Annotated in this window: 17 protein-coding genes; 15 read left to right on the top strand and 2 right to left on the bottom strand. The window is 44.9% G+C overall.

Going from position 1 to position 17349, the window contains the following annotated elements; all coding sequences use genetic code 11:
• Nucleotides 1–47 precede the first annotated feature (47 nt).
• Nucleotides 48–860, bottom strand: a complete 813-nt coding sequence (locus tag SST62_RS0103325) for a MurR/RpiR family transcriptional regulator (RefSeq protein WP_029186291.1) — start codon at nucleotides 858–860, stop codon at nucleotides 48–50.
• 99 nt (nucleotides 861–959) lie between these two features.
• On the opposite strand from SST62_RS0103325, the gene ybeY reads away from it, so the two are divergent.
• From ybeY to SST62_RS0103270, 12 genes are all read left to right on the top strand, one after another.
• The gene (ybeY, locus tag SST62_RS0103320; RefSeq protein ID WP_002935749.1) at nucleotides 960–1457 is read left to right on the top strand and encodes an rRNA maturation RNase YbeY; all 498 of its coding nucleotides are present in this window, start codon (nucleotides 960–962) and stop codon (nucleotides 1455–1457) included.
• Entirely contained in the window at nucleotides 1438–1839 is a 402-nt protein-coding gene (locus SST62_RS0103315) for a diacylglycerol kinase family protein (RefSeq protein WP_012027339.1), read from the top strand. Before ybeY ends, SST62_RS0103315 begins: the two co-directional genes overlap by 20 nt.
• A 16-nt stretch (nucleotides 1840–1855) precedes the next feature.
• Entirely contained in the window at nucleotides 1856–2755 is a 900-nt protein-coding gene (gene era / locus SST62_RS0103310; RefSeq protein WP_002935752.1) for a GTPase Era, read from the top strand.
• Nucleotides 2756–3655: 900 nt separating this feature from the next.
• Nucleotides 3656–4483 carry a DNA-formamidopyrimidine glycosylase gene (gene mutM / locus SST62_RS0103305; protein WP_029174202.1) on the top strand — a complete coding sequence of 276 codons (828 nt, stop codon included), beginning with the start codon at nucleotides 3656–3658 and terminating at the stop codon, nucleotides 4481–4483.
• A complete protein-coding gene (coaE, locus tag SST62_RS0103300; protein WP_029174203.1) occupies nucleotides 4476–5078 on the top strand; it encodes a dephospho-CoA kinase in 603 nt (200 codons plus the stop codon). Before mutM ends, coaE begins: the two co-directional genes overlap by 8 nt.
• A complete protein-coding gene (locus tag SST62_RS0103295; RefSeq protein ID WP_029186290.1) occupies nucleotides 5065–6270 on the top strand; it encodes a multidrug efflux MFS transporter in 1206 nt (401 codons plus the stop codon). Before coaE ends, SST62_RS0103295 begins: the two co-directional genes overlap by 14 nt.
• Nucleotides 6270–6419: a 50S ribosomal protein L33 gene (rpmG, locus tag SST62_RS01000000111425; protein WP_012775228.1), complete on the top strand. Its 150-nt coding sequence runs from the start codon at nucleotides 6270–6272 to the stop codon at nucleotides 6417–6419. The genes SST62_RS0103295 and rpmG overlap by 1 nt, the downstream gene beginning before the upstream one ends.
• Before the next feature lie 46 nt (nucleotides 6420–6465).
• A complete protein-coding gene (gene secG / locus SST62_RS0103290) occupies nucleotides 6466–6699 on the top strand; it encodes a preprotein translocase subunit SecG (RefSeq protein WP_002935768.1) in 234 nt (77 codons plus the stop codon).
• 50 nt (nucleotides 6700–6749) lie between these two features.
• Nucleotides 6750–9119 (top strand): ribonuclease R, encoded by a 2370-nt coding sequence (gene rnr, locus SST62_RS0103285; RefSeq protein WP_029186289.1) that lies wholly within the window; start codon nucleotides 6750–6752, stop codon nucleotides 9117–9119.
• A 2-nt stretch (nucleotides 9120–9121) separates the two neighbouring features.
• Nucleotides 9122–9589, top strand: a complete 468-nt coding sequence (gene smpB, locus SST62_RS0103280) for an SsrA-binding protein SmpB (protein ID WP_029186288.1) — start codon at nucleotides 9122–9124, stop codon at nucleotides 9587–9589.
• Nucleotides 9590–9721: 132 nt separating this feature from the next.
• Nucleotides 9722–9904, top strand: a complete 183-nt coding sequence (locus SST62_RS0103275; RefSeq protein WP_014637653.1) for a type II toxin-antitoxin system HicA family toxin — start codon at nucleotides 9722–9724, stop codon at nucleotides 9902–9904.
• A 37-nt stretch (nucleotides 9905–9941) separates the two neighbouring features.
• Nucleotides 9942–10391 (top strand): type II toxin-antitoxin system HicB family antitoxin, encoded by a 450-nt coding sequence (locus SST62_RS0103270; protein WP_029186287.1) that lies wholly within the window; start codon nucleotides 9942–9944, stop codon nucleotides 10389–10391.
• Between the two features lie 261 nt (nucleotides 10392–10652).
• On the opposite strand, the gene SST62_RS0103265 is transcribed toward SST62_RS0103270, so the two are convergent.
• Nucleotides 10653–11696, bottom strand: coding sequence for a zinc-binding dehydrogenase (locus SST62_RS0103265; protein ID WP_029186286.1), 1044 nt, complete (start codon nucleotides 11694–11696; stop codon nucleotides 10653–10655).
• 259 nt (nucleotides 11697–11955) lie between these two features.
• On the opposite strand from SST62_RS0103265, the gene tehB reads away from it, so the two are divergent.
• From tehB to SST62_RS0103250, 3 genes are all read left to right on the top strand, one after another.
• The gene (gene tehB / locus SST62_RS0103260; RefSeq protein ID WP_029186285.1) at nucleotides 11956–12816 is read left to right on the top strand and encodes an SAM-dependent methyltransferase TehB; all 861 of its coding nucleotides are present in this window, start codon (nucleotides 11956–11958) and stop codon (nucleotides 12814–12816) included.
• 90 nt (nucleotides 12817–12906) lie between these two features.
• Nucleotides 12907–14778 (top strand): C69 family dipeptidase, encoded by a 1872-nt coding sequence (locus SST62_RS0103255; RefSeq protein WP_029186284.1) that lies wholly within the window; start codon nucleotides 12907–12909, stop codon nucleotides 14776–14778.
• Nucleotides 14779–14895: 117 nt separating this feature from the next.
• Complete coding sequence (locus tag SST62_RS0103250; protein ID WP_029186283.1) at nucleotides 14896–17346, top strand: heavy metal translocating P-type ATPase; 2451 nt, start codon at nucleotides 14896–14898, stop codon at nucleotides 17344–17346.
• Nucleotides 17347–17349: the final 3 nt, after the last annotated feature.

Raw genomic sequence — 17349 nt, 5'->3', positions numbered from 1 at the left:
TGCTTTTTGTCTTATTAAGAGTGTTGTGAAATAGAAAGATGGATGAATTATTCTCTAATAGTTTGCTTGAAAATATTCTCTTTTTTCTCCTTGTCAATAGCCAAAAAATAGGCGTAGATAATATCTAGCATGATGAGCAGGGGAATTTGGGGTGAAATACGATTGCCATAATTAAGGTGTCGTACAGAGGCAACAGGAATAATTTGGTCATAAGGTGCTTGTTGAAAAAATTTTGTCGTCAAGAGGGCAGTTGGTATTCCTTTTTGACTCGCAAGGAGCAAGTGTTCCATGACTTCCTCGGTTTGTCCAGACAAAGAAAGGCCGATAACCAGGCAGCAAGTATCCAAAATATTGGTTGTCCAGATGAGATTGTTTTTATCAGTAATAGCATCACAAACCACACCAAGTCTTGTAAATCGAGACTTGATTTCCATGGCAACCAAACCAGAACTGCCAATTCCGTAGAAATAGACACGCTTACTGCTGTCAATCAGTTTGGCAATCTCTTCTAATTTTTCCTCATCTACCAGTTTATTGGTAGCAGTTAGAATTTCTTCATAGTCTACCAAGACCTTTTTTGTTAAGCTGCGCTGCAATTTTTCAAAATGATGGTCCAGGTATTCTTGGTTATTCTGAAAGGCAAAGACAAATTCTCGATAACCGGAAAAACCACATTTTTTAGCAAATCGGGTCAGAGCAGATGGAGAAATGTGGAGTTGTGAGATGATATATTCTTGGCTAAGGTCAGCGCTTGCAGGGTCTAACTGAGTGAAATAACTGGCAATTTGTTTTTCTAATTTTGTCATCTGGTCCAGATGAGACTCAATGATGGCTGTTATATGTTTTGGAGTTTGTAACATGTTGCATACCTCTGTTAGCTTCTGAGGATATTATATCATTAAAAAAACCTCATTGATAGGTTTTATGATATAATGGAATCGTAAAAGGAATGTAAGATTATGTATATAGAAATGATTGATGAAACGGGGCAGGTTTCTGCTCAAATGCAGGAGCAGATTACAGAATTGCTCCAGTTTGCTGCCGAAAAAATTGGCAAGCAAAATAAGGAAATGGCTGTGACCTTTGTGGACAATAAGCGTGTCCATGAGGTTAACTTGGAGTACCGAGGAATTGACCGTCCCACAGACGTTGTCAGCCTAGAATATAAGCCAGAGTCGGAGATTGTTTTTGATGAGGAAGACTTGCTGGACAATCCGGAATTGGCTGAAATGATGGAAGATTTCGATGCCTATATTGGTGAATTGTATATTTCTATCGATAAGGCGCGTGAGCAAGCTGAAGATTATGGTCATAGCTACGAGCGCGAAATGGGCTTTTTAGCTGTACACGGTTTTCTACATATCAATGGCTATGATCATTATACGCCAGAAGAAGAAGCAGAAATGTTTGGTTTACAAGAAGAAATTTTGACGGCTTATGGACTTACAAGAGAATAATTCAAAAAATCGCTGGAAAAACCGAGAATTGATTGCTAGTCTAGAATTTGCAGTAACAGGTTTGTTGACGGCATTCAAGGAAGAACGCAATATGAAGAAGCACCTTGCTTCAGCTGTCCTTGTTGTGCTTGCGGGGCTTATTTTCCAAGTATCTGTGACAGAATGGCTCTTCCTCTTGCTCAGTATTAGTCTGGTTATCGCTTTTGAAATTGTGAATTCGGCTATTGAGAATGTGGTGGATTTGGCGTCAGACTATCATTTTTCTATGTTGGCAAAGAATGCAAAAGATATGGCAGCAGGGGCAGTCTTATTTGTGTCAGGCTTTGCCTTGCTGACAGGATTGATTATCTTTGTGCCGAAAATTTGGGACTTTATTTTTTAGAATATAAGGAGAATACATGACATTTAAGTCAGGTTTTGTGGCGATTTTAGGTCGTCCAAACGTTGGGAAATCAACCTTTCTCAACTATGTAATGGGGCAAAAAATTGCCATCATGAGCGACAAGGCTCAAACAACCCGTAACAAGATTATGGGGATTTATACGACAGAAGAAGAGCAGATTGTCTTCATTGACACACCAGGAATCCACAAGCCTAAGACGGCCTTGGGTGACTTTATGGTGGAATCTGCCTATAGCACCCTTCGTGAAGTGGATACGGTCCTCTTTATGGTGCCAGCCGATGAAAAACGAGGCAAGGGTGACGACATGATTATGGAACGCCTCAAACAAGCCAAGGTTCCAGTCATTTTAGTGGTTAACAAGATTGACAAGGTTCATCCAGACCAGCTTTTGGAACAGATTGATGATTTCCGTCAACAGATGGACTTCAAGGAAATTGTGCCTATTTCTGCTACCCAAGGCAACAATGTAAACCGCCTCATGGAAATTCTCAAGGAAAATCTGGACGAAGGTTTCCAATATTTCCCTGCGGACCAAATCACTGACCACCCAGAACGTTTCTTGGTATCTGAGATGATTCGGGAGAAGGTTCTACACCTGACTCGTGAGGAAATTCCGCACTCTGTGGCAGTTGTCATCGAATCTATGAAACGCGATGAATTTACCGACAAGGTCCATATCCGAGCGACGATTATGGTAGAGCGTGATAGCCAGAAAGGCATCATCATCGGCAAGCAAGGAGCCATGCTCAAGAAAATCGGCTCCATGGCCCGTCGTGATATTGAATTGATGTTGGGCGACAAAGTCTTCCTCGAAACCTGGGTCAAAGTCAAGAAAAACTGGCGTGACAAAAAACTAGACCTCGCCGATTTTGGTTATAATGAGAAAGAGTATTAAAAACAATAGAGCGAAGCGGTCCAGAGGACATGATCGACGTTTCGCACATCATTCGACCATAATGATGTGAGAAACTAGTAAGTCGCCTAGGCAATTCTGCTGGGAATTGCCGTAAGTTGAGTAGCTTTTTAAAGCACTCAACTTTGGCGAGTTGAACCCGAGCTTGAAAATAATAGAGCGAGGCAGTCCGGGGGAGTGAAACAGTCTGGGAATAGACTGTTTCAGCAGGTCACTTAGAAATGTTAAAGTGACCATGTGAAGACCCAAGCCAAGAAATTGGAGAGCGAGGTAGTCCGGGGGAGTGAAACAGTCTAGGAATAGACTGTTTCAGCTGGTCACCTAGAAATGCGAAAGTGACCATGTGAAAACCCTAGCCTAGAAATTGGAAGGCGAGGTAGTCTGGGATAGGCTGTCTAAGTCAATCACTTAGAAATAGCAAGCAGAAAAGCCGAAAGGCTTTTACTGCGTTATGGAGATAACTTTTCATTTATTTTGTAAACTTATTAGAAAGGACGAGTGTTTGCGTACTTGAAAAGGTAGTTTGTTGCACTATTTAAGGCTAGTGTCAACATCTCAGCACAGTGGTTGATTGGCAGATTTGTTCGTGTTCCACACTCCAAATCTGACCTAATCAACTGTGTGGGGGAGGGAAGACGAACTCTTCTAGGATTGTTCGAGTTCTTTCCCTCTCCCAAATAGATAGAGTTCCTTGTGTGCAAGTCACACAGCGTCGCTCTCCTTTTATCTTGTTATCATTATTTAGAAAGGAAAGCCGATTAGGTGATGTAATTGAACACGCCTACGACTCTTCGAAAAAAGACAACCGTGACCTAGGTGCCGAAGCACCGTCAGTCAGGTTTCTATTTTTCTTTGAGTCGCTTAACGGCTTAGTATCTTAGTATGCCCGAATTGCCTGAGGTTGAGACGGTTCGTCGTGGTTTGAATCGGTTGGTTAAGGGAAAGGTTATTTCCAAGGTGGAGGTGACCTACGCTCCTATGATTAAGACTGGTGTGGATGCCTTCTGTCAGGACTTGCTTGGTCAGGAGATTTTAGATGTGGACCGTCGTGGCAAGTATCTCTTGATTTACCTGACGGACCATGTCCTCATTTCCCACTTGCGGATGGAAGGTAAGTATAATTTCTTTCCTGACCAGGTGCCTGCCAACAAGCATTTCCATGCCTTTTTTACTTTTTCAGATGGCTCGATCTTGGTTTATCAGGATGTCCGCAAGTTTGGCACAATGGAACTGCTGAGCAAGGCAGATGTGGATGCCTATTTTATCAGTAGAAAAATTGGTCCTGAGCCGACGGAGGAAGATTTTGACTTAGAAGAATTTGCCAAAAAGCTAGCTAAGTCGAGAAAGCCCATTAAGTCGCATCTTTTGGACCAGTCTTTGGTGGCTGGTTTGGGCAATATTTATGTCGATGAGGTCTTGTTCAAGGCACAAGTTCATCCTGCTCAAGCAAGTAATCAGCTATCGGCAGAGCAGGTGGCAGACCTCCGTCAAGCCACCATAGAAGTTCTGCAATTGGGTATCGAAAAAGGAGGCTCAACCATTCGGACTTACAAAAATGCCTTGGGCATGGATGGGACTATGCAGGATTATTTACAAGTTTATGGAAAGACAGGACAGGCTTGTCCCCGTTGCCAGACAGAGATTGTCAAAATCCAGTTGGGCGGACGGGGAACACATTTCTGTCCCAAGTGTCAGGTGAAAAATGACTAAAGTTATCGGTTTAACAGGCGGTATCGCCTCTGGAAAATCAACGGTCACAGCTTTTTTGCGAGAACAGGGCTATCCAGTCATCGATGCGGATGCGGTCGTGCATGAGTTGCAGGCCAAAGGTGGCAAGCTCTATCAGATTTTGCTGAAAGAATTTGGTCAAGACATCCTATCAGATGATGGAAATTTAGATAGGTTCAAACTGGGCCAGGCTGTTTTTGCGGATAGCAAGTTGCGGGCTCGTTTGTCTGTCTTGCAGGACCAGATTATCAGGCAAGAATTGTTGGCTAGAAGGGATACTCTCAAGCAGACCGAAGATGTAATTTTCATGGATATTCCCCTGCTCTACGAGGCTGATTATAGCGGGGAAGTAAATGAAGTCTGGCTAGTTTATGTCGATAGAGCGCAGCAGTTGGAACGGCTTATGAAACGTAATGGCTTAGCTGTTCAAGATGCGGAAAATCGGCTGGCAGCTCAGCTTTCTTTAGAGGAAAAACGGTCGCAAGCCCAGGTGGTGATTGATAATAGCGGAGCGGTTGAGGCGACCTTAGCACAGGTTGCGCAACTTTTGGAGGAATTAAAGGATGGACGACGGTAGTAGTTATTGGAAGCAGAATTTGAAGGTGGCTTGGTTGGGAAATTTCCTAACAGGGACGAGTTTTACCTTGGTTATGCCTTTTATCTCGGTTTTTGTGGAAGAGTTGGGGGTGGGCCCTGGACAGGTAGAATATTATGCGGGACTTGCAGTGTCTGTTAATGCCCTTGCGGCAGCCTTGATGGCACCTATTTGGGGGAGTTTGGCGGACCGTTACGGTCGCAAGCCTATGATGGTGCGGGCTGCTTTTGCGATGATTTTTACTATGGGTGGTATGGCCTTTGTACCAAATATTTTTTGGTTGCTTGCCTTACGTGTCCTAAATGGGGTATTTACAGGGTACATTCCTAATGCGACTGCCTTGATTGCCAGTCAGGTTCCAAAGGATAAGACGGGGTATGCTCTGGGGACCTTATCAACAGGTGCGGTAGCGGGTAATTTGATTGGTCCGACCCTAGGTGGTATCTTAGCAGAGATGTTTGGCGTACATACGGTATTTTTGCTGGTGGGACTTCTTTATGCTATCGTTGTGTTACTGACCGTTTTCTATATTCGAGAGGATTTTGTTCCAATCAAAAAAGGCGAAGAGATGTCGGTTAAAGAGGTATTTGAGCAGGTGAAAGATCGGCAGATGCTGGTTGGGCTTTTTGTGACTTCTATGATTATTATTGCAGCTGCTCAGGCTGTTGTTCCTATATTGACTCTCTACGTGCGGCATTTGGGACAGACAGATAATCTGTTATTTGTTGCTGGTTTTATCATTTCCTTGCCTGGTATGGCATCGCTAGTGACATCAGGTCATTTAGGGAAAATTGGTGATCGTATTGGCAATCATCGCCTTCTATTAATTGCTTTGACTTACAGTCTGTTGATTAATGTTTTCTGTGTTTTTGCAGAAAATCCTTTCCAGCTTGGTTTGTTGCGATTCATGTATGGTTTTGGGACAGGAGCATTGTTGCCTTCGGTCAATTCTCTTTTGACCAAGTTGACCCCAAAAGAAGGGATTTCAAGGATATTTTCCTACAACCAACTCTTTAATAATCTAGGTTCTGTTGTTGGTCCCATGATGGGGTCTGCGGTGGCTGCTCACATGGGTTATGACTGGGTTTTCTATCTGTCGAGCGGACTTGTCCTCTTTAACCTTATCTGGTCTTTGACCAATTTTAGAAACTATTTGAAAGTAAGGGATGTTTAGTGAGAGTTAAAATCAATTTACAATGTTCAGAATGTGGTAGTAAGAACTACTTGACTAGCAAAAACGCCAAGACTCATCCAGATAAGATTGAAGTCCTTAAATACTGCCCAAAAGAGAGAAAAGTAACCCTCCACCTTGAAACTAAGTAGGTTTTATGGTATAATGTCATAAGTTATTGTAGAAAGTGAAAAAAATATGTATCAAGCATTATTAGCAATTCTGTTGATTTTATCTGTTATTTTGATTGTAGTGATTTTTATTCAACCGGCTAAAAACCAGTCTAGCAACGTCTTTGACTCTTCTAGTGGAGCCTTATTTGAACGTACAAAGGCCCGTGGTTTTGAAGCGGTCATGCAACGCATTACAGCTATTCTTGTTTTTCTTTGGATGCTGGATGCGCTGGCACTTGTTATCATTTCAAGTAAGTAGATAAATCAGACTGGGACTTGTTCTTGGTCTATTTTTTTAGTAAAGGTAAGATGAAAAACGAAATTATTAACTATATTAAAGAAGTTGGTCCTGTGACCATGGATCAGCTGGCAGATCAGTTTGGAGCCAGTTCTGCTAAGAGCTTCACAGACTTGGTCAAGCTGGTGTCTAGCATGGAAGGTAGCCGTCAACTTGTCTTTGATCAAGCAGGTCGAATCGCTCTTCCTGCTCCAAAAATCTCCAAAAACAAGGTGACCTTGCAGGGTATTTTCCGTGCCCACAAGTCAGGCTTTGGTTTTGTGACCATTGATGAGGAGGAAGATGACCTCTTTGTCAGCCGTGACGATGTCAACTTCGCTATCGAGGGTGACCGAGTGGAAGTGGCGATCAAGAAAGTGGCGGACAGGCTCAAGGGGACGGCTGCGGAAGCAGAAGTCATTGATATTTTAGAACATAGCCTGAAAACTGCGGTGGGCTTGATTGTTTTTGATGAAGACAAGCCAGAATATGCAGGCTACATCAAGTCTAAAAACCAGAAAATCGCTCAGAAGATTTACATCAAGAAGTCACCTCTGGTATTGACCGGAACGGAAATCCTCAAAGTCGATATTGAAGCCTATCCCAACAAGAAACGGGACCACTTTGTTGCGACCATTCGGGACGTGGTGGGCCACAAGGACGATGTGGGAATCGATGTCTTGGAAGTTTTGGAATCCATGGACATCGTGTCGGAGTTTCCGGATGAAGTCTTGGCGGAGGCCAATCGAGTGCCAGAAAGTCCGTCTGAGAAGGATTTTGAAGGACGCTTGGATCTGCGAGATGAAATCATCTTCACTATTGACGGTGCGGATGCCAAGGACTTGGACGATGCGGTCCATATCAAGCAACTCAAGAACGGCAATCTGGAGCTGGGTGTCCATATCGCTGATGTCAGCTACTATGTGACCGAAGGTTCAGCCTTGGATCAGGAAGCTGTCAAGCGTGGGACTTCTGTCTATGTGACCGACCGTGTGGTGCCAATGCTGCCAGAACGTTTGTCAAATGGTATTTGTTCCCTTAATCCAAATGTGGATCGCCTGACCCAGTCGGCTATTATGGAAATTGACCGTAAGGGCAAGGTGGTCAAGCACTGGATTGGTCAGACGGTCATCAAAACGACCTTCCGCATGACCTATTCCGATGTCAATGATATGATTGCGGGCAATCAGGAAAAGTTGGACAAATACAAGGCAATCGTGCCAAGTGTGGACCTCATGGTCAAACTCCATGAGACGCTGGAAGCCATGCGGTACAAGCGTGGGGCTCTCAACTTTGATACAGCTGAAGCTAAAATCATCGTCAACAAGGACGGGCTGCCAGTCGATATTCAACTGCGTCAGCGGGGGATTGCCGAGCGGATGATTGAGTCCTTCATGCTGGCTGCCAATGAGTGCGTTGCTGAGCATTTTGCCAAGTTGGACCTGCCTTTCATCTATCGGATCCACGAGGAGCCTAAGTCGGACAAGTTGCAGAAGTTCATCGACTATGCGACCAGCTTTGGTCTGACGGTCTATGGTACGGCCAGCTCTATCAGCCAGGACGCCCTTCAGGATCTCATGGAGCGGGTCAAGGATGAACCTTATGCCGATGTCCTCAACATGATGTTGCTTCGCTCCATGCAGCAGGCGCGCTACTCGGAGCACAACCACGGCCACTACGGACTGGGTGCGGAGTTTTACACCCACTTCACCAGTCCTATCCGCCGCTATCCTGACCTGCTGGTTCACCGTATGGTGCGGGAATATGGTCACAATCCTGCGGAAAAAGCAGAGCATTTTGAGCAGGTCATTCCTGAGCTTGCCAAGTCTTCGTCCAGTTTAGAACGCCGTGCTATTGAGGCAGAGCGGGAAGTCGAAGCTATGAAGAAGGCAGAGTTCATGCAAGAATTTGTTGGGCATGAGTTTGACGGTGTCGTGTCTAGTGTGGTCAAGTTTGGACTCTTTGTAGAGTTGCCAAATACAGTTGAAGGTCTAATCCATGTCACCAACCTCAACGAATACTACCAGTTCCACGAGCGGACTCTGACCTTGCAGGGTGAGAAATCTGGTCGTGTCTTCCGTGTCGGTCAGCCAATTCGTATCAAGCTAACGCGGGCGGACAAGATGACAGGGGAAATTGATTTTGCCCACGTGCCGTCCGAGCTGGATATCGTAGAAAAGGCTTTGAAAGCTAAGCGGAGAACTGCTAGTCACTCCAACCGTGATCGTGATGATCGGTCAGGGCGAGGACGGGGCAAGCACCACAAACAAGAAGCTGCTGGTCGCGACAGCGGACGTCACAAGTCTGGGAAAGACCACAAGTCAAAAAGCGGCAAAAAAGACAAGAAAAAGAAACCATTTTACAAAGAAGTGGCTAAAAAGAACAAGAAGAAAAGGAGATAGGCATGGCTAAGGGTGAGGGCAATGTAATTGCACAGAATAAAAAAGCCCGCCACGACTATACCATTGTCGATACAGTGGAGGCGGGGATAGTTCTGACGGGGACGGAGATTAAGTCGATTCGTGCTGGGCGGATCAACCTCAAGGACGGCTTTGCCCAGATCAAGCAGGGCGAGGCTTGGTTGGTCAATGTCCATATCGCTCCCTATGATGAGGGTAATATCTGGAACCAGGAGCCAACGCGGACCCGCAAGCTCCTCTTACGAAAGAAGCAGATTGAGTCCTTGGGCAATGAGGTCAAGGGAACGGGGATGACCCTGGTGCCCCTCAAGGTCTATATCAAGGACGGCTTTGCCAAGGTCTTGATTGGGCTTGCCAAAGGTAAGCACGATTACGACAAGCGAGAGTCCATCAAACGCCGTGAGCAAGACCGTGATATTAAGCGGACCATGAAGGCGATCAATAGTCGCTAAGACCGGGAGAAATCCTGGTCTTTTTTGATTTTCATTGAGTATCAGTCACAAATTTCAGACATTTTCTGATTTTTATGGTTGAACACGTGTAATACGTATGGTATAATAATCTTGTCAGGAGGTAAAAGCGCTATGCCTATGACACAAAAAGAAATGGTTAAGCTACTTACCGCCCATGGTTGGACAAAGACCAAAGGTGGTAAGGGGTCGCACGTTAAACTTGAAAAAGCAGGCGAGCGACCTATAACCATTCCCCACGGTGAAATTAACAAATACACCGAAAGGGGTATCAAAAAGCAAGCAGGGCTGTTATAACAACAGTCTACCGCTTGTTTTCTTTTGGAGGTAAACTATGCTTGTCACTTATCCAGCTTTATTTTATTATGATGATACAGACGGAGCTAACGCCCCTTACTTTGTAACTTTCCCTGATTTTGAGCATTCAGCAACTCAGGGCGAAGATATGGCAGACGCTATGGCAATGGCTAGCGATTGGTTAGGCATGAACTTAGCTGATTATATCGAAAATGGAAGAGACATTCCTACCCCGTCTTCTATAAACACTTTGTCATTAGTAGATAATAACCCCTTCCGTAATGAGGATTTTGAGATGGTTTACGATTCTAGCAAGTCTTTTATCTCCATGGTGATGGTGGACGTTGCAAGGTATTTGGGCAGTCAAGAGCCAGTAAAGAAAACACTCACTATCCCACGCTGGGCGGACACTCTAGGACGTGAACTAGGATTGAATTTCTCACAGACCCTCACGGATGCAATTGCAGATAAAAAAATTCATGCTTAACACTTGCTTCTGTTATTGCAAATGCTGAAACTGGACCTTTCTACTCCCGTTGAGCATTAGTAGTTCTAATGAGTGGGATGGTTCCGTTTTTATCTTTCTATAAATTATACGAAAACCCCCAGACAGTTCAGAGACTATCTGGGGCTTTCTTTTGTATTATACTCAATGAAAATCAAAATCAGGCTAGGCGACGCAGGTGCAGATAGAACTGAAGTTCATCAAATCAAGTCAACAACGGCTGAGTTTGATTTTCGAAGAGTATTAATCCACCGTCACCATTGCTTTAATGGTTTTGCGGTTGGCCATATCCTTGTAGGCTTGGTCGATATTGTCCAGGCTGTAAGTTTGGGTGAAAACTCGACCTGGGTTGATGTCGCCTTTGAGAACAGCATCGAGCAAAATTTCCTTATCATAGGTTGTGACAGAAGCAGAGCCACCACCGATAATGATATTTTGAGCAAAAGTTGAGCCAAGGGCGTGGTTGTTGTAGTGTGGCACACCAACAAAACCGATGCGACCGCCATTATGAAGAACACCGAGGGCTTGGTCAATAGAGGCTTCTGTACCAACACATTCGAGGGCAGCATCCGCTCCACCACCAAGAATTTCACGGACTTTGGCAATGCCTTCTTCACCACGTTCTGCTACGATGGCAGTAGCCCCTGATTCCAAAGCCATTTGCTGGCGATCTGCGTGACGACTCATCATGATAATCTGAGAAGCTCCGCGCATTTTTGCAGCAATTACAGCACATTGACCCACTGCACCATCACCGATGACAACAACCTTGTCACCAGGTTTGACATCTGCAACACGCGCAGCATGGTAGCCTGTTGGCATAACATCTGCCAGAGTCAAGAGAGATTTGATCATGCCTTCTGAGTAGTCGCTTGGCTGACCAGGAATTTTGACCAAGGCCCAGTTACCATAGTGGAAACGAATGTATTGAGACTGGTAGTTGTTGCCCCAGTTGGTGTAGCCAGGATGGTTGTCACAAGTACCGTCAAAACCAGCACGACAGGCATCACAGTGTCCGCAACCATGTGTAAATGGGACGATAACGAAGTCACCAGGAACAAGTGTTGTAATGTCTTCGCCTACCTCTTCAACGATACCGATGGCTTCATGTCCAGAGTTTGTGTCACCGTGGTCATGGTGAATATCCTCACCGTAGCCCCAAAGGTCTGACCCACAGACACAGGCCCGCACGACCTTGATAATGACATCATCCTTAGCTTGAAGGCTTGGTTTTTCGATTTCTGCAACGGTCATCTTACCGGCTTTTTCATAAATAGCTGCTTTCATGTTTTTTACACTTTTACTTTGTCAGTAAATATCCTTTCTGATTGAAATAGTCTTTCAGTTTGCTTTTAGTACTAGGCAACGAGTTGAAGGCAGTACTGGAGTACGGCAAAACGAGTTAACGACGTAATAAAAGATAAACTGAAAGACTATAAGAACTATTATACACCTTGGAGTCAACTCCAAGTCAAGTAAAAAATAGGTTTGAATTCATATTTCCTTTGTGATAGACTAGAACTACTATTGACTAGAAGGAGAAATAATGACGGTTTTAGTTCCTTACAAACGCATGCCCATTTGGAATCAGGATACGGTTCCCCAGCATTTTTTGACCAAGCATAATACCAAGGTGGGGACTTGGGCCAAAATCAAGGTCTTGAAGGGCCAACTCAAGTTTGAGCCGATTTCAGATGATAATGAGATTTTGGGAGAATATGTTTATGGTCCGATAGATGATATTCCCTTTGTGGAGCCACAGGCTTGGCATCGAGTGACCCTGTTGACAGAAGATACGGAGTTTTTCTTGGAATTTTTCTGTCAGCCGGAGGATTATTTTGCCAAAAAATATGCCTACACACGGACGCATTCGGAAGTCTTGGAGGCTTTGAAAATCATCGAGCCCTGCAAGGTTTTGGATTTGGGTTGTGGACATGGCAGGAACAGTCTTTATTTGGCCCAGCAGGGATTTGAGGTAACGGCAGTGGATAAGCATGTGCCGAGTATCCAGACACTCTTGCAGGTCAAGGAAGCAGAGGATTTGGATCTGCAAGCTGGGACCTATGACATCAATTCAGCCAGTCTGGAGCAGGACTACGATTGGATTATCTCGACTGTGGTATTTATGTTCTTGGAGAGGGATCGTGTGCCAGCCATTATACGCAATATGCAGGAGCAGACACGGCCGGGTGGCTATAACTTGATCGTGGCGGCTATGGATACGGAGGATGCACCCTGTCCGATGAATTTCTCCTTTACCTTCGGAGCTGGTGAGTTGAAGGAATACTACCGTGACTGGGAATTGGTCAAGTACAATGAAGACTTTGGTCAGCTCCATAAGCGTGACGAACATGGTAATTTCCTCAAGATGCGGTTTGCGACCATGTTGGCTAGAAAAAATGTGTAAAATAGCTCTGAAAACACTTTCAAGGCAGGTGCTTTTGCGTTACAATATATGTGCAAATGGGTATTTTATTATATGAAAGGAGAGAGTCTTATGAAAAAGACTTTAGTTCGCATTGCAGCATTTCTCATGCTGGTGTGCATGCTCCCTGCCCAAATTGTTCAAGCCTGTTCAGGCTTTATCATTGGGAAAGGGTTGACAACGGATGGTTCTATCCTTTATGGTAGAACGGAAGATTATCCCTATCCACCAGATAATGGAGCGCACAATAAAAATTATATTGTGGTTCCAGCAGCAACTTATGCTGAGGGAGATATGTTGGTGGATGAGACATTTGGTTTTACAGCACCACATTTGGCAAATGAGTTCAAGTATACCTCTACGCCTGATGCGGCGCGTGGGGATGGTTCAAATGGTAATTATGGGGCGCACGGTTTTAACGAAAAAGGCGTATCCATGACTGCTACTGTAACAGCTATTCCAAATGCTAAAGTCTTGGCAGTTGATCCTCTAGTTGAAGCTGGAGGGCTGGGAGAACCAATTTTGATTGATTATGTTCTTCCTAGGGTTACTAGTGCGCGTGAAGGTGTTGAGCTGATTGCAAAGACAATCGATGAAAAAGGCTCAGCAGAAGGGAATATTGTTATTATTGCTGACAAAAATGAAGTTTGGTACATGGAAATTTTGTCAGGACACCAATACGTAGCCATCAAGTTCCCTGAAGACAAGTATGCAATTTTTGCCAATACCTACTATCTAGGTCATGTTGATTTAACAGACACAGAAAATGTCATTGCCTCTGCAAATGTAGAAACGGTAGCCAAACAAGCAGATAATTATGTGACAGTTGATGGGCAGTTCCATATCGCTAAATCATACGGTCCTGCAACTTATGCTGAAGCAGACCGTTCCCGTGTGTATGCAGGTATTAAATTGATGGATCCAGCATCGCCTGTAACCTATGAAGATGCTGTGTATGATTTGCTACGTCAGCCAACAGATTCAAGTCGTCGCTTTAGTTTACAAGACACCTTTGCCTTACAACGTAACCGTTTTGAACATCTTCCAGAATTTCGTCCAGACGATGAAGCGGGCAAGGTAAAACAAGGGGATAACGGTGCGAATGACCAAGCAACAGATGCAACGTATAAATACGCTCTTGGTAATGAAAATGTCATTGATGCTCACGTTTATCAAATAAAAGAAAGTTTGCCGTCTGCCTTTGGAGGGATTGTTTGGTTGGGACTTGGTCAGACTAGAAATACACCATATGTACCATTCTATGGACTTGTAACAGATACTTATGAAGCATTTAAAAATCGCTCAGCTTCTTATGATACCAATTCATGGTATTGGACAGTACAAAATATTGATAAGATGGCCATCTCACACCCAGAGTTATTTGGTACATCGATTCAAGAAAAATGGATTGCTCTTGAAAGTGAATGGATTGCTGCGCAGGCAGCTCTTGATGCTCAATATGCTGGACTTTCAGAAGATGCAGCCGTAGCTCTGGCTCCAACTGTAACCGAGGAAACCTTGGCTCGTTCAGCAGAGATTTTTGCCCAACTAAAAGCTGTTGAAGCTGAAATGATGGCAAAAATTGAAGCAGCAACAACTCCGTCATCCAGCAGCACCGACTCATCAAGTAGTACTGAACCATCCACTAGTACTGAACCATCGACCAGCACTGAGCCATCATCAAGTGGTACCGAAACTTCAACCAGTACTTCAAGCAGTACAAGTCAGTCTACAAGTGCTTCTGACACAGGAGGAGCTACGGATACTTCCTCATCAAGCGGAACAGTAGTGTCTTCTGATAAGAAAGTAACACCTACCAATAAAAAAGGTAAATCAAGTCTTCCTAGTACAGGTGAGCAAGTCAGCATCTTATTGGTGGCGCTAGGTGTTGCAGGAATTTTAACAGCTATTTTTCTTCATCGGAAAAAATCCGGTAAAGAATAAATGAATATGTAAAAGTAGGTTGGATTGATTTCAATCTACTTTTTTGAAACAATTTTGTTTACAAATGTAGTCAAATCGTGTATAATGTGATTACAAATGTAGTCAAAGGAGAAGGATATGAAACAAGCTACCTATCCCGTTACAGGCATGACCTGTGCTTCCTGTGCCATAACAGTTGAAAAGGCTGTTGGTAAATTAGCAGGAGTAGAAGAAGCCAGTGTCAATCTAGCGACTGAAAAATTGAGTGTTATCTACGATGAAAAGCTTTTGGGACTAGAGGATATTCGTCAGGCAGTTGAAAAGGCGGGTTATCAGCTAGTCGATAACTTGGTGACCGAGTCTTATGACATTTCAGGCATGACCTGTGCTTCCTGTGCCATGACGGTTGAAAAAGCTCTGGGCAAACTAGAGGGTGTAGAAGAAGTCAGTGTTAATCTAGCAACAGAAAAGGCGACTATCCGTTATAGCCGTGATTTGCAAAATCCAGCTAGTCTTGAAAAAGCAGTTGAGCAGGCAGGCTATCAGCTAATCAGACCAGAAGATGTAGAAGAGACGGTGGACAAGGGACCAAGCAAGGAAAACAGTCTTTTGAAACGATTTGTCTGGTCAGCAGTCTTTACACTTCCTTTGCTCTATATTGCTATGGGGCCAATGTTGCCTTGGGGCGGTCTCCCATTACCAGCCTTGCTCCATCAACCGCTAGTCTATGCGGTCAGCCAAGTCATCTTGCTCATCCCTGTCCTTTATATCGGACGCAGTTTTTTCCAAAAAGGCTTTAAAACTCTCTTGCAAGGCCATCCCAATATGGATTCCTTGATTGCTGTTGGGACAGGGGCAGCCTTGGTTCAAGGTCTTTTGATGATTGCTTTTCTTCTGATGGGGAAAGAAGTAGCCATGCACGGTCACCATCCAGAACTGTATTTTGAATCAGCTGCCGTTATCTTGACCTTGATTACCCTTGGAAAATATTTTGAAGCTAGGTCCAACGGTCAGACTTCTGAGGCCATTAAGAAGTTGATGAATCTGGCTCCCAAGACTGCCCAGGTCCTACGAAATGGGCAGGAAATGCAAGTACCGATTGAAGATGTGGTGGTCGGTGACCAGGTCATTGTTCGCCCAGGTCAGCAGATTCCTGTTGACGGTCAAGTTCTAGATGGCCAGACACGTGTGGACGAATCCATGCTGACGGGTGAGAGCCTGCCAGTGAAGAAGGCTCTAGGCGATACTGTTTTTGGCGGTACCCTTAACCAACAAGGTGCCATTACCATGCAGGCTACCAAGGTTGGCCGTGATACGACTCTGGCACAGATTATTCGCTTGGTAGAAGAGGCTCAAGGGTCTAAGGCCCCCATTGCCAAAATGGCTGACCAAGTATCTGCCGTCTTTGTGCCAGTTGTCATGGGCTTGGCTTTCTTGTCGGGTCTTGCTTGGTACTTCCTCGGTCAAGAATCATGGATTTTTTCCCTTAGTATTATCATCGCCGTCTTGGTCATCGCCTGCCCTTGTGCTTTGGGTCTGGCAACTCCGACGGCTATCATGGTTGGGACTGGAAAAGGGGCAGAAAACGGTCTTCTGTACAAGTCTGGTCAAGCTATTGAAACCCTACAAGCTGTGAATACCATTGTCTTCGACAAGACTGGGACCATTACTGAGGGCAAACCTCAGGTGACAGATGTTCATCTCTTGTCTACGAAAAATCGTGAGCAGGTCCTCCAGCTGGCAGCTAGTAGCGAGCAATTTTCCGAGCATCCCTTGGCTCAGGCTCTCCTGCAAGCTGCTCAGACAGAAGAGATTGCTCTCTTGCCCGCCACCGATTTTCAGGCTCTTTCTGGCCGTGGTCTTTCGGTGACAATAGCAGAGCAGACCATCTATCTGGGAAATGAACGGTTGATGCGGGAACAGGGAATTGATGTTTCCAAAGGGCGTGCAGTTGCGGAGGCATTTGCCCATCAAGCCAAGACGCCTGTTTTTCTAGCTAGCCAGCAAGAATTACTAGCAGTCATTGCCATTGCTGATAAAGTAAAAGAGACCAGCCGTCAGGCTGTCCAGGCTCTGCAAGCTATGGGATTAGAAGTTGTCATGCTGACAGGGGACAATGAAAAAACTGCCCAGGCCATTTCCAAGGAAGTCGGCATTGAGCAGGTGGTCAGTCAGGTCCTGCCAGATGACAAGGCCAACCAAGTCAAGCTCTTGCAAGAACAGGGCAAGACAGTCGCCATGGTGGGGGATGGCATCAACGATGCCCCAGCCCTAGCTCAAGCCCATGTGGGTCTGGCTATTGGTTCAGGGACTGATATTGCCATTGAGTCTGCCAACATTGTTCTCATGCATAGTGACATTTTGGATGTGGTCAAGGCTGTTAAACTCAGCCAGGCAACCATGCGGACCATCAAACAAAATCTTTTCTGGGCCTTTGCCTACAATGTGATTGGCATTCCAATCGCCATGGGGCTCTTACATGTATTTGGTGGTCCTCTGCTCAATCCTATGTTTGCAGGTGCAGCCATGGCCCTCAGTTCAGTGTCAGTCGTCTTGAACGCTCTGCGATTGAAAAGGGTAAAAATGTAGAAA

This window comes from Streptococcus suis YS56, assembly GCF_000440115.1.
In the GTDB taxonomy this organism is placed as follows: Bacteria; Bacillota; Bacilli; order Lactobacillales; family Streptococcaceae; genus Streptococcus; species Streptococcus suis_L.
Note: the sequence above shows the minus strand (reverse complement) of the source record. Positions and strands in the feature narration are given on the sequence as shown.

What these genes read in the sequence shown, in the direction of transcription:
- SST62_RS0103325 (WP_029186291.1), bottom strand. Translation starts at nt 860, where the DNA reads ATGTTACAAACTCCAAAACATATAACAGCCATCATTGAGTCTCATCTG.
- ybeY (WP_002935749.1), top strand. Translation starts at nt 960, where the DNA reads ATGTATATAGAAATGATTGATGAAACGGGGCAGGTTTCTGCTCAAATG.
- SST62_RS0103315 (WP_012027339.1), top strand. Translation starts at nt 1,438, where the DNA reads ATGGACTTACAAGAGAATAATTCAAAAAATCGCTGGAAAAACCGAGAA.
- era (WP_002935752.1), top strand. Translation starts at nt 1,856, where the DNA reads ATGACATTTAAGTCAGGTTTTGTGGCGATTTTAGGTCGTCCAAACGTT.
- mutM (WP_029174202.1), top strand. Translation starts at nt 3,656, where the DNA reads ATGCCCGAATTGCCTGAGGTTGAGACGGTTCGTCGTGGTTTGAATCGG.
- coaE (WP_029174203.1), top strand. Translation starts at nt 4,476, where the DNA reads ATGACTAAAGTTATCGGTTTAACAGGCGGTATCGCCTCTGGAAAATCA.
- SST62_RS0103295 (WP_029186290.1), top strand. Translation starts at nt 5,065, where the DNA reads ATGGACGACGGTAGTAGTTATTGGAAGCAGAATTTGAAGGTGGCTTGG.
- secG (WP_002935768.1), top strand. Translation starts at nt 6,466, where the DNA reads ATGTATCAAGCATTATTAGCAATTCTGTTGATTTTATCTGTTATTTTG.
- rnr (WP_029186289.1), top strand. Translation starts at nt 6,750, where the DNA reads ATGAAAAACGAAATTATTAACTATATTAAAGAAGTTGGTCCTGTGACC.
- smpB (WP_029186288.1), top strand. Translation starts at nt 9,122, where the DNA reads ATGGCTAAGGGTGAGGGCAATGTAATTGCACAGAATAAAAAAGCCCGC.
- SST62_RS0103275 (WP_014637653.1), top strand. Translation starts at nt 9,722, where the DNA reads ATGCCTATGACACAAAAAGAAATGGTTAAGCTACTTACCGCCCATGGT.
- SST62_RS0103270 (WP_029186287.1), top strand. Translation starts at nt 9,942, where the DNA reads ATGCTTGTCACTTATCCAGCTTTATTTTATTATGATGATACAGACGGA.
- SST62_RS0103265 (WP_029186286.1), bottom strand. Translation starts at nt 11,696, where the DNA reads ATGAAAGCAGCTATTTATGAAAAAGCCGGTAAGATGACCGTTGCAGAA.
- tehB (WP_029186285.1), top strand. Translation starts at nt 11,956, where the DNA reads ATGACGGTTTTAGTTCCTTACAAACGCATGCCCATTTGGAATCAGGAT.
- SST62_RS0103255 (WP_029186284.1), top strand. Translation starts at nt 12,907, where the DNA reads ATGAAAAAGACTTTAGTTCGCATTGCAGCATTTCTCATGCTGGTGTGC.
- SST62_RS0103250 (WP_029186283.1), top strand. Translation starts at nt 14,896, where the DNA reads ATGAAACAAGCTACCTATCCCGTTACAGGCATGACCTGTGCTTCCTGT.